The 15,258-nt window shown below is 49.6% G+C and carries 14 protein-coding genes; 10 read left to right on the top strand and 4 right to left on the bottom strand.

The features are described 5' to 3' along the window. The first annotated feature begins 58 nt into the window (after window positions 1–58). The 8 genes from lepB (at window position 59) to JXQ28_10755 (ending at window position 8,265) form a co-directional block, all read left to right on the top strand. The gene (gene lepB / locus JXQ28_10790) at window positions 59–760 is read left to right on the top strand and encodes a signal peptidase I (protein MBN2278217.1); all 702 of its coding nucleotides are present in this window, start codon (window positions 59–61) and stop codon (window positions 758–760) included. Window positions 761–854: 94 nt separating this feature from the next. Beyond that, window positions 855–2,438 carry a transglutaminase domain-containing protein gene (locus tag JXQ28_10785; protein ID MBN2278216.1) on the top strand — a complete coding sequence of 528 codons (1,584 nt, stop codon included), beginning with the start codon at window positions 855–857 and terminating at the stop codon, window positions 2,436–2,438. 86 nt (window positions 2,439–2,524) lie between these two features. Then, window positions 2,525–4,522 carry a sulfatase-like hydrolase/transferase gene (locus tag JXQ28_10780; protein ID MBN2278215.1) on the top strand — a complete coding sequence of 666 codons (1,998 nt, stop codon included), beginning with the start codon at window positions 2,525–2,527 and terminating at the stop codon, window positions 4,520–4,522. 105 nt (window positions 4,523–4,627) lie between these two features. Further along, the gene (galT, locus tag JXQ28_10775) at window positions 4,628–5,632 is read left to right on the top strand and encodes a galactose-1-phosphate uridylyltransferase (GenBank protein MBN2278214.1); all 1,005 of its coding nucleotides are present in this window, start codon (window positions 4,628–4,630) and stop codon (window positions 5,630–5,632) included. Between the two features lie 115 nt (window positions 5,633–5,747). Further along, complete coding sequence (locus JXQ28_10770) at window positions 5,748–5,996, top strand: hypothetical protein (GenBank protein ID MBN2278213.1); 249 nt, start codon at window positions 5,748–5,750, stop codon at window positions 5,994–5,996. 150 nt (window positions 5,997–6,146) lie between these two features. Beyond that, entirely contained in the window at window positions 6,147–7,091 is a 945-nt protein-coding gene (locus JXQ28_10765) for an ABC transporter ATP-binding protein (protein MBN2278212.1), read from the top strand. Then, window positions 7,084–7,881, top strand: a complete 798-nt coding sequence (locus JXQ28_10760; protein MBN2278211.1) for a hypothetical protein — start codon at window positions 7,084–7,086, stop codon at window positions 7,879–7,881. The genes JXQ28_10765 and JXQ28_10760 overlap by 8 nt, the downstream gene beginning before the upstream one ends. An 18-nt stretch (window positions 7,882–7,899) precedes the next feature. Continuing rightward, on the top strand, window positions 7,900–8,265 hold the full coding sequence (locus JXQ28_10755) for a DUF4234 domain-containing protein (protein MBN2278210.1): 366 nt from the start codon (window positions 7,900–7,902) through the stop codon (window positions 8,263–8,265). 19 nt (window positions 8,266–8,284) lie between these two features. On the opposite strand, the gene JXQ28_10750 is transcribed toward JXQ28_10755, so the two are convergent. The 3 genes from JXQ28_10750 to JXQ28_10740 form a co-directional block, all read right to left on the bottom strand. Continuing rightward, window positions 8,285–9,064 (bottom strand): DUF4097 family beta strand repeat protein, encoded by a 780-nt coding sequence (locus JXQ28_10750; protein ID MBN2278209.1) that lies wholly within the window; start codon window positions 9,062–9,064, stop codon window positions 8,285–8,287. A gap of 236 nt (window positions 9,065–9,300) precedes the next feature. Then, window positions 9,301–9,822, bottom strand: coding sequence for a DinB family protein (locus tag JXQ28_10745; protein ID MBN2278208.1), 522 nt, complete (start codon window positions 9,820–9,822; stop codon window positions 9,301–9,303). An 80-nt stretch (window positions 9,823–9,902) separates the two neighbouring features. Next, window positions 9,903–11,426 carry an aromatic amino acid lyase gene (locus JXQ28_10740; GenBank protein MBN2278207.1) on the bottom strand — a complete coding sequence of 508 codons (1,524 nt, stop codon included), beginning with the start codon at window positions 11,424–11,426 and terminating at the stop codon, window positions 9,903–9,905. Between the two features lie 289 nt (window positions 11,427–11,715). Here JXQ28_10740 and JXQ28_10735 point away from each other — a divergent pair, with 289 nt between their 5' ends. Beyond that, a complete protein-coding gene (locus JXQ28_10735; GenBank protein MBN2278206.1) occupies window positions 11,716–12,528 on the top strand; it encodes a mechanosensitive ion channel in 813 nt (270 codons plus the stop codon). Between the two features lie 156 nt (window positions 12,529–12,684). Then, complete coding sequence (locus tag JXQ28_10730) at window positions 12,685–14,088, top strand: MFS transporter (GenBank protein MBN2278205.1); 1,404 nt, start codon at window positions 12,685–12,687, stop codon at window positions 14,086–14,088. Here the strand turns inward: JXQ28_10730 and JXQ28_10725 are convergent. After that, window positions 14,075–14,656, bottom strand: coding sequence for an exonuclease domain-containing protein (locus JXQ28_10725; protein ID MBN2278204.1), 582 nt, complete (start codon window positions 14,654–14,656; stop codon window positions 14,075–14,077). The genes JXQ28_10730 and JXQ28_10725 overlap by 14 nt on opposite strands. Window positions 14,657–15,258 lie beyond the last annotated feature (602 nt).

The following is a 15,258-nucleotide window of genomic DNA, read 5'->3' as shown; positions in this document are numbered from 1 at the left end:
AATCATATCCCCCGGGGGATATAATATTAAATTAACTTTCTGGCATCAGGATCGACTAATGACACCGCATTCAAAATCAGGCCTTAAAGATAATATCAAGGTCGTTCTTTGGGCCTTTGCCCTGGCCATGATAATCAAGACCGGGGTGGCGGAAACTATGCAGGTTCCGAGCGGCTCAATGGAAGATACTCTTTTGATCGGCGATTTTTTTGTCTGTAATAAATTTATCTACGGGGCACGCATCCCCCTGACAGACTGGCGCCTGCCGGCCATCAAAAAACCGCAACCCGGCGATATTGTGGTCTTCAAATTCCCCGGCGATCGGAAAATCAATTATGTCAAGCGATGTATCGCGGTCGGCGGCCAAACCGTCGAAATCCGGGATAAACAGCTGTATGTCGATGGACAACCCGTTCCCGATGCCCCGGATTCCAAATATATCAGCCGGGTAGTAATGCCCCGCCCCTCCGGCAATCAGAACAGCCGTGACAATTGGGGCCCTTATGTCGTTCCCGAAAATCATTACTTCATGATGGGTGATAACCGCGATAATTCCTATGATTCCCGTTTCTGGGGACCGGTACCCGAAGATCTTATCGTCGGGCGGCCGATGATAATTCATTTTTCCTGGGCCGAGGATCCCGAGGCGCCAACCGTCAGCCTGACCGATCCGCTTTCGGTTCCCCGCTTATTCCTGTATAATGCGGCCCATTTCCCTCAGCGCATCCGCTGGAATCGACTTTTCAACACGGTCGAGTAAAGCGCCCAATCGTAATTAATGCTTGTCATCGATGGTTAAAGATCGTACCATCTTTAATCATTGCAGACGGAGTCATTCTTTATCGGAGGATTAAATGACAGGCAGGTTATATCTCGGTTTAAACGTTATCATCGTGGGCCTCACGCTGATAATTTCATCGTGCACCCGGACAAGTCCCTGCCCGGAGGATGTTTCCGGCGTCTTATCGGATGCCGGGGATAATGCCGCCCAACTGCGGCAGGTTCTGGAACATTATAAAACCGACCCTGATACTCTGAAACTGGCCGCCGCCCATTTCCTGATTGGCAATATGCAGGGCCACTGCTATGTGACTTATTATCTTCATGATTCGACTGATCAGGAAATCGACCTTGATGTCCTTTCATTCGAAACTTATGATAAACTCCTGGAAACCCTCGATTCGCTCGAATCCGAAAAAGGCACTCTTGATTTCGATCGCGACACCCTTATTTATGATAAAGACATCATCACGGCCGATTATCTTATTAATCAAATCGACCTGGCCTTTGAAGCCTGGCGCCATAAGCCCTGGGCCGGGAATCTGTCGTTTAATAATTTCTGCAATTATGTCCTTCCTTACCGCGGAAGCAATGAACCGCTGGAGGATTGGCGCCGGTATTTCATGGAAAAATACGCTGATATCGAATCCCGCATGAAGGATTCCACCGATCCGATCGAAGCCGCCGCTATCATCAATAATGATATCCGCGCCTGGTTCAGATTCGACCGACGTTTCTACCTGCATCCGACTGATCTGGGCTTAAAAGAAATGCTGGATCATAAGATGGGCCGGTGTGAGGATATGACCAATATCACCATCTATGCCTTTCGAGCCAATGGCCTGGCAGTGACCAGCGACTACACCCCATACTGGGCCAACGCCGGTAATAATCATGCCTGGAACGCCATTGTCACAGCCGACGGCCGGGTGATTCCATTTATGGGAGCCGAGAGTAATCCCGGGGATTACCATCTGGCTTACAAACTGGCCAAGGTCTATCGAAAGACTTTTGCCGAGCAAAAAGATAACCTGACTTTCCAGACAAAAAAACAGGAGGCCGTGCCCGGCTGGCTGGCGGGTAAAAGTTATCTCGATGTTACCCGTGATTATATTCCTGTTGTTAATTATACTTTCCTTTTCGATGAAACCGCTCCCGATTCCATAGATATTGCCTATATCTGTGTTTTCAATTCCGGTGAATGGAAGGCTATCGACTGGGCCCGGATCGAGGACAGCAACGGGCTTAATATCGCTTATTTCACTGACCTGGGAAAGGACATCATTTATCTTCCCGGATTGTATCTCGATAAAAGCATCGTCCCCTGTGGAGCGCCGGTCCTTCTTGGCGATACCACGGCCCGGTTTGCCGCCGATACCATTAACACCGTCACCCTCCGCCTCACCGAAACCACCACCATGGAACACGCTCCCTCGACCGATGGTGTCGCTCGTGTCAAACTGACACCCGGGGTGGAATATGAACTGCTTTTCTGGAATAATAACGAGTGGCAGTCGTTTGGCAAAAAAACCGCCGGAACCGGACCGCTGGTCTTCGAAAAAGTTCCTTCCGGGACTCTCTACTGGCTGGTGGCCGAGGAAAAAGACCGCGAGGAAAGAATTTTCTACTGGAACGGCACCGACGCTCGCTGGTTGTAACAATTACATAAGGAAAGAGATCGATCGGCGGCCCAAGGATACAATTAATATACCGGGTTTAAGACCGCTAAAAGCGTATTATAAGAATGACATGGTATAAAAGAATCCCCAACAAAGTCTCCATCTGGTTCGGTATTTATCTGCTTGGTATTATTATCGGGACCCTGATGAGGCTGATGTTCCTGCTGTATTACCGGCATCTGGTCGGAGATAGCCCGTTTGTCGAACTGCTTCATTCTTTCTGGCTCGGATTCCGATTCGATACCTCCGTCGTATCAATAATAATACTCCCCCTCTTTTTAATTTCCCTTCTGCCATTCATCAACTTCAAACGAAAGCTCGACCGGGCGGTTTTTATCCTGCCGCTGGCTGTCGTTTTTATCCTATCGCTCTTCATCAGCGTCGCGGAACTGAGATTTTTTGAGCACTTCGGCAGTCGCATGAATTACTGGGCCATCGAATATCTTGAATCGCCGGGGATGTTCTTTTACAGCATTGAAGCCGACACCTCATTCTGGTTCTTACTGCCGATCTGGATTGTCACCGCTGTTTTATTTATGTATGTCATAAGATGGATTTTCATCCGTTTCTCCAGTTATCATTCGCCCCGCCGAATTTTCAGAAACGGCCTGATATATTTGATCGTCACCGCTCTATTGGCCTTTGGTATCAGGGGACGGCTGGGGATGAAAGGAATCGACTGGGGAATCGCTTTTTTCAGTGATAGCCAATTTCTAAATCAGCTTTCTCTTAATCCTGTTTTCTCATTGTCTCATTCCATATACGAGGAGCTCAAAGACGGTAAAACCCTGTTTGGATATCATATCCATCGCTTTTCCTTCTATGATAATGACGAGGCGTATAAGACCGTGGCGGGCATGCTGGAGCTGAATCCCGATCCCAACCCGGGAAACTACAGCCTTGACTATGTGACTGAACCTGAATATACCCTCGGCTTTCATCCCAATATCGTCCTGGTCATTATGGAAAGCTGGGCGGCCGGCCAAATCGGGATTCTGGGTTCAAACCTCGGCCTGACCCCATGTTTCGACAGCCTTAGCAGACATGGTATCCTGTTTACCGATTTCTATGCCAACGGCATTCGCACCAATCGCGGAATTCCGGCCGTCACCTGCTCCTTTCCCTCGCTCCCTGGCCGCTCTATTATGAAACGATACGCCGCCGATTATCCCTTTCGCTCTCTGGCGCAGGTGCTGGATGATTTCGATTACACTTCGATTTTTACCTATGGCGGCGATATCGAGTTCGATAACATGCGCGGCTTTCTCAAAAGCGTCGGTTACTCCAAATTCTACGGCGAAAAAGCCTTCGATAATACCGAGCGCCTGAGTAAATGGGGGATTTTCGATCATGTCGTCTTTAAAAAACTGGTTAAAGATATCGACCGCTATCCGCGCCCGTTTAACCTGACCATTATGACTATCAGTAACCATGAACCATATCTCATCCCCGATGACCGATTCAAACTGTACGCCGATACCGTCCCCGATTACGATCGGCTGAATACTTTCTATTATTCCGACTGGGCTATCGGTCAGCTGGTCGATGGTTTCCGGGGCAATCCGGTGTTCGACAGTACCATCTTTGTCTTCACGGCCGATCATTGCCCCCATCAGTCCAGCCGTTACCCTCTTGACCCGGATAAATTTCATATTCCCCTGCTCATATACGCCCCGGGAATACTTGGCGACAGCGCCATTACGATCGATCGCACTGCCAGCCAGGTGGATATCATTCCCACCCTGGCCGGACTGATTCTATCGAAAGCCAAAATCCATTCCTGGGGACGGGATCAGTTCCATCTTGGAAAAGATGATCCCGGCTTCGCCGTTATTGTCGATGAAGAAAAAACCGGGATGATTGTCGGAAATAAGTTCTATTTTCACTGGGTTAACGCCCTTAAACAATTGTTCAATCTGAATGATACCCCCTATCTGGAAAAAAACCTGGCCGATTCCCTGCCCGAAATAGCGGCCGACATGGATAAAAAACTCAACTCCTATATCCAGTTGGCCAATCTGCTTTCGCGAGGTGAACCGAAATTTCAAAAACGTATTAAATAGTATCGATCATGACAGCCGGATTTTCTCCGGAGCGACGACCATTGATCGTATAATTTTAATCTTGTATTCCTGGGTGAGGGAATTACATTTTTATCAGGAGTTATCATGCCGGAATTCAGACAGAATATGGCCACCAAGGAATGGGTTATATTGGCCCCGGAACGAGGCAAAAGACCATCTGATTACCACAAAAATCAACCGCCGATAAAAACCCTCAATGATTATGAGCCCGATTGCCCGTTCTGTCGCGATAATGAGAACCAGACCGAAAAACCGGTTTACGTTTTTCCGGATAATGACAACTGGCAGGTTCGGGTGGTGCCCAACAAATATGCCTCTCTGCAACCGGACCTGGCCGTAACCCGGACGCGGGTCGGAAATTTTATGGCCGCCAAGGGCTTCGGAGTTGCCGACGTCGTTATTGAGCATCCCCGCCACGACATGAATCCGGCCCTGATGACTCTTGATGAAGTGGCCAATATTCTCCGCGCTTACCAGCTCCGCCAGACCGAAATAAGTCGAAACGACAAAATCAACCTGGTGACAATATTCCGCAATCACGGAGCCCGGGCCGGGACTTCGCTGGCCCACCCCCATTCGCAGATAATCGCCACCCCGATTGTCCCGCCTCATGTCCGCTATCCCATAGAACAGGCCGTGCAGTACTATGATGATTTCGGCAGTTGCGTTTACTGCGACATGGTCCGCGAAGAAATCGACCAAAAGGAAAGAATCATCGAAGAAACCGATAATTTCGCGGCTTTCTGCCCCTATGCCGCCCGCTCTCCGTTCGAGTGCCGAATCTATCCCAAAAGACATATCCCCAGTTTCCTTAACCTCGATTCCGCCGAAGAACAGGATGAACTGGCCTGGATTTTAAGGGAAATTCTCGGCAAACTATATTTCGGCCTGCATAACCCCGATTATAATTACATTATCAGATCGGCCCCGATAGGCGATGAAGATGCCCGATATTTTCATTGGTACATGGTCATTATCCCCAAAATAGCCATTACCGCCGGTTTTGAAATCGGCTCGGGAATCTATATCAACACCGTCGCCCCGGAAGAGGCGGCGCTGTTTTTACGAAATGTAAAAGTCGAAAGATAAATCTCGAAATTATTATTGTCTTTTAAATCCCGGAACGACTCCCATATCGCGATATATGAAACCACCCGTCCGTCATGGCCGTATATTTAAAAAAAACAAGGAGTGATGGCATCTCATGACTAAATCGATCCTGACGGGGATATTAATCGTCCTCCTGATTTTAATACTCTTTGGCGGCGGCTTTGAGCTTCTGGCCGGCCTGTTCGGTCTGGCTATCGGCTTGATTGGCGGTTTTATCGGGCTTGTCGCCGGTCTGATCGGCGCGGTGGTCGGAATCGGAATGGCCGTGGCCACTCTGGCCATTCCCCTGATTATTATCGGCTTGGTTATCTGGGGTCTGGTGTCGCTGGCCAGGGCAGTATAATCCTGCCGAACAGCAATATGCTTATGCGCCCTGTTAGTTCCCCCGAACAACCGCTTTTTATTTGCCATCCATAGTAAAATTGTCTTAATTAATCCGGATCACAATAATTTAACTGTGGGACAATTCGACATTTCGGAAATCGAACAAAACATGACTGATTCAAGCCAGAGTATCAAAATACAAAACCTCTCCAAGCGTTTTTCCGGAGGAGTTGGCGGCCGCCCGATCCAGGCTCTTTCCGATGTCAGCCTGGAGGTGGCCAAAGGAGAAATCTTCGGCTTGCTTGGACCCAATGGGGCCGGTAAAACTACCCTGGTGAAAATACTCCTGGGCTCCCTTCATCCCAACGGTGGAACTGCTTCTATCAACGGCCATGAAATAAATTCCTGGAAAGCCCGGCGCCGAATTGGCTATCTCCCCGAAAATCACCGTTTCCCCTCCTATATGACCGGTTTTCAGTTTCTGCAATGTTACGGCGGCATGACCGGGATGTCAAAAAAGGAAATAAAAACCGCCGCCGATAATCTGCTGGAACTCGTCGGCATGACTCAGTGGCGTGATACCAGGATCAGAAAATATTCCAAGGGGATGATGCAGCGGTTGGGATTGGCCCAGGCGTTAATCAACGACCCCTGGTTGATCTTCCTCGACGAGCCTACCGATGGCGTTGATCCGATCGGACGTCATGAAATCCGTAATATCCTGCTGGACCTGAAAAAATCCGGCAAAACCGTCTTTCTCAACTCCCACCTGCTGGCCGAGGTGGAAACTATCTGCGATAAAGTCGCTATTCTCGACAAAGGCAAAATGATTAAATCCGGTCCTGTTATGGGACTGATCGGTACCAAACCGGCCTACCGGGTGATGGTTGAAAATGATCAGCAGGATCTGGAACGAATGGTCAAAGACGAGTTTCCCAAAGCGACTGTAAACGGAAACCTGATTATACTATCTCTTGAGGAAGCCACTCAGATCAACGGCCTGATCGACCTGTTACGTGATAACAGTATCAGGATTATTTCGGTAATCCCGGAGAAAATAAGTCTCGAGGAAAGCTTCATGCGTCTTATCAGGGGGAATATCGGCAATGAATAAATTCCTGGCCATACTGACCGATTCACTCCTGGAAATCACCAGTCGCAAAATTATCTTCCTTTATGCCGCCCTGACTTTGTTCATGGTGCTGATTATTGTCCTTATTCCCAATTTTAAAATCGACGGTCAATCGGTGATGGGAAGTGACCTGGTATCCCCGGAATTGATTACCGAAGTTCTGGCGGGGTTTATCGATGCCTTTCTCGGGTTTTTGATCTTCCTGATGGTTTTCGGTTCAGCGGGATTCCTTCCCTCATACCTGAAGAAGGGGCGGGTGGAATTACTCCTGTCAAAACCGATTAATCGAATGACCCTGCTGACGATGAAGTTTCTTGCCGTGTATATCATCATGTGCGCCATCATGGCCATTGTAACCACCATTATCTGGCTGGCCATTTCGATTCGTCTGGGATATTTTTCGGGATATTATTTCTATGGCCTCCTGTTCGCTTTCGTTTATTTTCTGGTCATATATATAATCATCTTCGCCATCGGCACCGCCAGCCGCTCCGGGGCAATTGCCATTATGGGCTACTTCATCATTCGTATTGCCACTGATTTGCTTATGGGTCGTGAGGTGGTCTATGGCTTTCTCGGGGATTCGGTGTGGAAAACCGTTCTGAATACGGTTTATCATATCGCTCCGAAGATGGGTGAAATGGCGGGTAATTTCGAGCCGCTTATGCGCGGCGAAGGATTTGTCAATACCTACCCGGTCTTCTCGACCCTGGGTTTTGCCGTTGTTGTCTTTCTGGCAACCCTGCTTGTTTTTCAAAAACGGGACTACTAATAAGATAGGAGAATTTCGATGGATCAATCTGTAAAGTATCGTAATATGTGGCTTCAAGTGCTTATTATGATTGTCACATTGGGCTTTTACGCCTTTTATTGGTTTTATCAAACAGCCTCGGAATTGAAAAGAATTGCAAATGACCCTTATGCCGAACCCGGCTTATGGACCTTCCTCCTTTTTATTCCCTTTGCCAATCTTTACGCTGACTACAAGTACAGCGAGCTCTATGAAAAGGCTTTTGAAAAGAAAAACGACCGCTGGGTAATCTTTATCCTCTGGCTGTTCTTTTCACCGGCGGTATGGTTCATTGTCCAGCGCGATCTTAACAGCAAGGCCACCTGGAATCTTCCGGGACAACCGGCCGATCAGCCGCATCCATAATAATCGACCGCGGCCGGGATTATCTTTTAACCCGGCCGTCGACATGAGCGATTTTTACTTGACCCGAACCGTCATCGAGTATCTTGACGTCCTGAGTCACATAACTGATCTCGATATCGCCCGAACCGTCATCAACGACAACATTGCCGTCGACTTTCCGAACCTCGATATCCCCCGAGCCGTCGTCGATTTCGATTGTCCCGGCCACATTATCGGCCCGGATATCGCCTGAACCGTCATCGACCCTGATATCGCCGTCAAGGCGTGAGAGATGAACATCGCCGGAACCATCATCAAGTTCGATAAAACCGTTGATATTGGTCAGCTCCAGATCCCCGGAACCGTCATCGAGATAAATATCCCCCTTTATCTCGTTGATCCAGGTATCCCCCGAACCATCATCGATTTCAAGATTCATCTGCTTCGGAACCATGATTGTCAGGTTAATCAAGGCCGACTGACTTCTAAATAGCGACCAGAACGAGGTCTTGGTGTTTTCGAAATTACTTACCAATACGGCCCGGCCATGTTTGTTCTCGAGACTCAGGTTGGCGTATTTTTCAATATATTCCCGGGCCTTGTTCCCCGACATATCCTCGATAACGATTTCCGCCTTGACCTCGATCCTGTCCAGATTTTCCGCTCCCTCGATTTTCAAGAATCCGGCCCCGCAGTCAATTACCATAACACCGATACCATCGGCCTCAAGGTCCAGATTCCGAATTTCGGAATAGTCGGCATAGGCGGCCGGTATCAGAAAAAGGATATTGACGATTAGTGAGATTAAAAAATTACGCATGGTGTCTCCCGTCTGATTTTAACCGATTCTAAGATTTTAGACGATTTTCTTATGAGACGGGTTTCATTTATTGAATGGTGATTATTAAACGGGTTTTTATGGGAAAACAAATCAGAGTTCCCCCCCTGCCACCACCACCGCTGGTATTAAGATACCATACAGCCATCCAATTTAAGGCGGAAATTACAAAATGCAAAAGATATGCCCTTTTATCAGCCCTTCATTCTGTGAAAAGGCTACTTGCTGTAATTCTCAATCATATCGGTGATTTTGGCCAGGTGATGATCGTCATGCTCGGCTATGAATAAAGCCAGATCGATCACCCGCATATTTACGTCCAGCCGCCGATGATACGCCGCTTGCGAGACCTCATCTTCGGTCATTTCCGCAAAGCGATCGACCAGCCTCAGACGCGATTTACGAAATTCCACCAGAAGATTCTTTATGTCGGCGCTGTTATGATTCGCTTTAATCGTAATCCGGCCGGTTACATCCGCCGGTCGGAATTCCTTCTCCCCCGCCCGGAAATCATCGATCCGCCCATGCCAGAGCTGCTCGGCGTCATGCAGATGCCCGGCGATTTCCTGAATAGACCAGGAATCTCCTTCATTCCTTGTGAGAATTTCCTTTGATAGCGATAGCGTCTTTTCTTCAAGCCGGGCCGGCGTTCCCCGGAGGCGGTCAACCACTATCGGAAACATCTCCGGCGGTAGATCGAAAACGAATTTCCGTTTCACCCAGATAACCCTGTATTCCATATTCCCTCCCTGCTTTCAGCCCCCCGTCATCATGTCGAGCCGCACCATGCTCCTCATGATGCGGCTTGATATGGTCTTATTTATTCCAGCGGTCCGACCTCTTTTTCAACCGCTTCGAGAATTTCGCACGATTTAACCAGCTCCTTCATTTTGGTATGATCCGGATAAAGCGGCCGGTCAATATCGAGAAAATCGACATGCTTACGGATGATTTCTTTGGCCCGGGTAGTCCCCTTGCCGAATTTGTAATCGCGGAAATCGAGCGCCTGGGCGGCCGCCATCATTTCGATCCCGAGAATACCATAAGCGTTATCGAGAATCTGCATGTTCTTAATCGCCGTATTCATGCCCATCGAAACGAAATCCTCCTGATCGGCCGCGGCCGGGATCGATTGAATCGAGGCTGGGCTGGACAGAATTCTTTGCTCGACAATCAGCGCATCTGCGGTGTATTGCGAAAGCATCATTCCCGAAAACATCCCGGCGCCCTTGGTCAAAAATGGCGGTAGTCCGACCGACAGGGCCGGGTTGTTGAGACGGTTCATCCGTCGCTCCGACATTACCGAAACCATGGTAATACAGGCCCCGGCCATATCCATCGGCACCGCCACCGGCGTCCCCTGGAAATTGGCCCCGGACAGCTGGAGATTTTCGTCGGGGAAAAAGATCGGATTATCACCCACCCCGTTGAGTTCGATTTCGACCTGCGAACGGGCGTATGCCAGGGCATCATGAGCCGCACCGATCACCTGCGGCGTCGACCGCATCGAATAAGCATCCTGCACCTTGCATTTAACCCGGTTTTCCGCCAGGTCGCCCCCGGCGACTACTTTTCGGATGGCCTCGGCCGAACGAACCGCCCCTATGAAACCGCGCACTTCGTGTAATCTTGCGCTGTACGGCTTCATATTGGCCTTGAGCGCTTCCAGTGACATGGCCGCCCCGATTTCGGCCTGTTTCAACCAGCGGTTGGCATCATACAGAAATATGGCGCTCATCGCCGTCAATACATTGGACCCGTTGATTACCGCCAGTCCGTCGCGCGCCTTCAATCCCGGCACCGGAATCCCGGCCCGGTCCAGGGCCTCTTTGCCTTCAAGCAACTCCCCCTTATAATAGGCTTTCCCCTCACCCATCATCAGAAGTGCAATCTGAGACATCGGCGCCAGATCGCCGCAGGCGCCGACCGATCCCTTCTGGCAAATAAAAGGTGTCACACCCTTATTGAGCATTTCCACCAGCGTCAATGTTACCTCCGGGCGCACCCCGGAATTGCCGTGGGCATGAACATTGATCCGCGCCGCCATAGCCCCGCGAACATACTCGATCGGCGCCGGATCGCCTATCCCGGCCGAATGATTATAAATCAGGTACTTCTGAAAATCCCTGACCTGCTCATCGGTTAGAACCACTTCGGAAAACTCACCGATCCCGGTATTGACACCATACATGATTTCATGCGCCTGAATTTTTTTCTCGAGCATGGCCCGGCATTTTCTGATCCGCTCGACAGCTTCGGAGTGAAGCTCGACCGCTTCATTATTTCGGGCAATCCGAACCAGTTTCTCGATTGTCAGCTCGGACCCGCTTAATATGATGGCCATTTTTACCTCTATTGATATTTATGGTTGACGGTTTACTGTTATTACGAATGATCTTGAGAATTTTGATCGATGATTACTCATCCTGGAGACCGGATGATGATTTCGGCTGATATCGGGAGATACCGGGAACCGGGACAAATGCGCCCTGCCGCCCGGAATGCCGGTCTTTCAAAAACATAATCATCACCGGATTAATATAATCGGGACTAAACAATTGTCAATTCCTTTCAATGTCATTATAATCAGACTGAATTATCAGTAATTTCAAAGGAAGGAAAATAACATGGAAATGCAAAAAATTCTGGATTGGCTGGCCACCTGGGGAACAGCCTACGGCCTCAAGATAATTGGGGCCATCCTGATTTTCGTCATCGGGCGGATCGTGATCGGAATTATCACCGGTTCCATCAGCCGGATCCTTGAAAAAAAGGGAAGCGATAAAACCCTTATCAAATTCGTCCTGAGCCTGACCCGGATCACCCTGCTGGTGGTGGTCATCCTGGCCTCATTGAGTACTCTGGGAGTCGAAACCACCTCCTTCATAGCCATCATCGGTGCCGCCGGTCTCGCTGTCGGTTTTGCCCTCCAGGGTTCGCTTTCCAATTTCGCCGCCGGGGTCATGTTGATCATCTTCCGGCCTTTCGAGGTCGGTCATTATGTCGAGGCCGGGGGAACCAGCGGATCGGTCGAATCTATCGGGATTTTTAGCACTACCCTGAATTCACCGGACAACAAAAAAGTCATTGTCCCCAACAGCGCCATCACCGGGGGGAATATTACCAATTACTCGGCCATGGAAACCCGACGGGTTGACATGGTCTTCGGTATCGGCTATGACGATGATATCAAAAAAGCCCGCGATATCATGCTTGGTATAATCGATACTGATCAGCGTATTCTCAAAGATCCCGCCCCGGTGGTCCGGGTGGTTGAACTGGGCAATAACTCGGTCAATTTCGCCGTCCGGCCCTGGGTCAAAACCGCCGATTACTGGGCCGTTTTCTTCGACCTCAACGAAAAAATCAAAATGGCTTTCGATGAAAACGGTATCACCATCCCCTACCCGCAAACGGATGTCCACCTCTACCAGAAAACGGCTTGAATTTAAAAGGGGCGGGGAGACAACTTACCCGCCCCTTCTCATAAAACAATCCGGAAAAATCACAACCCACTTGACAACTTTGTATAACTGCACAAAATTGCCTGCCTGAAAAATGCCGATATATAAGTAATCGAATCGCGAACCGGCTAATTTACGATGGAGACGAAAACAACCGCCATAAGAGAAAACCATAACCACGAGATCATGCGCCGCTGGCTGACCATCCTGACGGTCGAGGGTTCTCTGGCGACGGTGTTTATCACCCTGACCGGGGGAGCCTTCCTGACCGGTCTGGCCCTGATGCTCGGCGCCAACGATTTCGAAATCGGCCTCCTGGCCGCCATTCCTTTTTTCGCCCAGGTGGCTCAGCTGTTCTCGGCCTACCTGATCGACCGCACCGGCAGACGAAAACAGATCACCATCTGGTTTTCCGCGATAGCCCGCCAGTCCTGGTGGTTGCTTGTCCCCATCCTGGTTTTCGGCGGTTCCTGGCGGCTCGAGGCCATGATTGCGATCGTCATTATCTCCAATATCGCTATCATGATTGCCACCGTCGGATGGATGTCGTGGGTGGCCGATCTGGTCCCGGACAAAATCCGCGGCCGTTATTTCGGGACTCGAAGCGCCGCCGTGGCCTTATCAACTATCGTCTCCACTCTCGCCGGAGGGATCATCCTTGACCAGTACGGCCCCATCGACCTGGAAAACACCGGCTTCGCCATTCTGATCGCCTCGGCCTGCGTTTTCGCGCTCGCCGCCGTAATCCTGTTAAACCGCGTACCCGATCCCGCCACCAGAATCGCCCCTCCCCCGGTAAATTTATCATATCTTTTCAAACCCTTGAAAAACAAAGACTTCCGGCAGTTAACCAAGGTTTTCATCGGCTGGAATCTGGCCATCGGAATCGCCGCCCCGTTTTTCGCACCCCACATGCTCAATTACCTCGGCATGAATTTCACCATGATTTCCCTCTATTCGGCCGCCGCCGCGGTGGTGGCCATACTCCTGAATAAACCCTGGGGGAAACTGATCGATCGTTTCGGCTGTAAACCGGTCGTTGTTTTCTGCGCCTTCGGGATTTCCGCCATCCCCCTCATCTGGCTCTTCCTGAATCCGGGCAACCGCTGGATCTTGATCCCCGAGGTGATTTATTCCGCCATCCTCTGGACCGGCTTCAACCTGGCCGCTTTCAACATCCCCATCGCCAACAGCCCCAGAGGCGAACGCACCATCTACCTGGCCATGTTCGCGCTTTTAACCGGCCTGGCTTTCTTTGTCGCCTCGATCATCGGCGGCATTATCGCTCAGAGCCTGATCGATTTCACCTGGATGGTCGGCTCGCAGAGAATTATCAACTACCAGATCCTGTTTGCCGTCTCCAGCCTTCTCCGAATGGCCGCGGCCGGATTTTTCACCACTTTCCATGAACCAAAAGAAAAACGGCTCCCCGTCATGATCAATTTCATGGGTTATTCTATCCTGAAATGGTTCAGTAGCGGCCGCCAGATTTTTCCCCATCCGCCGCATCTCGATAAAAGCGCCGCCTCTAAAACAGGCTGAGTTGATCGTTATCCCGGATTATTTTCTTCAGGACATACCAGATATTGCGGGCATCATCGATTCCCCGGTGATGTGTCCCTTCAAATTCCAGACCGCTCTTTTTGACGGCCCGACCCAGTCCCATTTTTTGATTATTATGCGCCCTGGCGAAATATTTCTTGATATCGAAATGAGTCGTAAATGGATACTCGATCTTATGGTACAGGCAATCGTTTTCGAACTGCCATTTATCATAACCGCTCCATGAGGCGAAGGTGTAATTATTCCTATCCCCGGCCCATTCCAGAAATCCGGGGAACACCACCGGGAATGGCTCTGCATTATTAACATCGCCCTGGCTGATCGAGGTTAAATTTTTGCAGAATTCGGATAGGATCGGATTGCGCACCGGCCGGATGAATATATCGTACTCACGGATATTTTCGCGATCCTCAAGATCGACCATCACCGCCCCGATCTCGATTGTCTCCATCTCATTCATCTTATGCAACCCGCGCTCATTGCCTTCCCAGCAGGTCGCCTCGAGATCGACAATCAGCAATTTATTTTTCACCCCCGGAATAAGCATATCGTAATATAACACTTTTCCCGGCCAAAATACTATTGCCGATTTATCTGTCGTATATTATTCTTATCCTGGTAGGTTAGGAGTCCCGCTCTCCTGACTATTTTCTTACTGATAATTGGTTATACGGAAATGCACATATTAAGTTCTTGTTTTCGTGGGTGGCAGACGCCTTCCTTCGTCTGCCCCGCATTGAATCATTCCCGCCCCTTTTTGTCATTCCCATTTCTATTTTGTCATTCCCGAAAAAAGTCTGTCATTCCCACCCCATTCTTGTCATTCCCATTCCTTTTTTGTCATTCCCGACCCCCTTTTTTGTCATTCCCGACCCCCTTTTTTGTCATTCCCGACCTGATCGGGTATCCATCTTCATCCCCTCTTGAGAGGGGTGGATCCGCCGGAGGCATTTATGCCGCAGGCAGAGACGGGGTGTGTTACCCAAACTGCTCTACACACCCCTGAATCCCCTCTCGAGAGGGGACTTTGACCAGCCCCTGTAGGTCGAAACCCCTGCGGTTTCGACATCTTATTCGTTACCGAAACGAATAAAATCCCGATATTTAATGATTGACAACATCACCGTTAATAATATGTTTTAAATATAT

The sequence above is a fragment of the Candidatus Zixiibacteriota bacterium genome (genome assembly GCA_016933955.1).
Classification (GTDB): Bacteria; Zixibacteria; MSB-5A5; order GN15; family PGXB01; genus JAFGTT01.
This window is presented reverse-complemented; position numbering and strand designations above follow the sequence as displayed.

Bases quoted from the DNA above. Each gene is read 5' to 3' on its own strand.
- lepB (MBN2278217.1), top strand. From the start codon at position 59: ATGACACCGCATTCAAAATCAGGCCTTAAAGATAATATCAAGGTCGTT.
- JXQ28_10785 (MBN2278216.1), top strand. From the start codon at position 855: ATGACAGGCAGGTTATATCTCGGTTTAAACGTTATCATCGTGGGCCTC.
- JXQ28_10780 (MBN2278215.1), top strand. From the start codon at position 2,525: ATGACATGGTATAAAAGAATCCCCAACAAAGTCTCCATCTGGTTCGGT.
- galT (MBN2278214.1), top strand. From the start codon at position 4,628: ATGCCGGAATTCAGACAGAATATGGCCACCAAGGAATGGGTTATATTG.
- JXQ28_10770 (MBN2278213.1), top strand. From the start codon at position 5,748: ATGACTAAATCGATCCTGACGGGGATATTAATCGTCCTCCTGATTTTA.
- JXQ28_10765 (MBN2278212.1), top strand. From the start codon at position 6,147: ATGACTGATTCAAGCCAGAGTATCAAAATACAAAACCTCTCCAAGCGT.
- JXQ28_10760 (MBN2278211.1), top strand. From the start codon at position 7,084: ATGAATAAATTCCTGGCCATACTGACCGATTCACTCCTGGAAATCACC.
- JXQ28_10755 (MBN2278210.1), top strand. From the start codon at position 7,900: ATGGATCAATCTGTAAAGTATCGTAATATGTGGCTTCAAGTGCTTATT.
- JXQ28_10750 (MBN2278209.1), bottom strand. From the start codon at position 9,064: ATGCGTAATTTTTTAATCTCACTAATCGTCAATATCCTTTTTCTGATA.
- JXQ28_10745 (MBN2278208.1), bottom strand. From the start codon at position 9,822: ATGGAATACAGGGTTATCTGGGTGAAACGGAAATTCGTTTTCGATCTA.
- JXQ28_10740 (MBN2278207.1), bottom strand. From the start codon at position 11,426: ATGGCCATCATATTAAGCGGGTCCGAGCTGACAATCGAGAAACTGGTT.
- JXQ28_10735 (MBN2278206.1), top strand. From the start codon at position 11,716: ATGCAAAAAATTCTGGATTGGCTGGCCACCTGGGGAACAGCCTACGGC.
- JXQ28_10730 (MBN2278205.1), top strand. From the start codon at position 12,685: ATGGAGACGAAAACAACCGCCATAAGAGAAAACCATAACCACGAGATC.
- JXQ28_10725 (MBN2278204.1), bottom strand. From the start codon at position 14,656: ATGCTTATTCCGGGGGTGAAAAATAAATTGCTGATTGTCGATCTCGAG.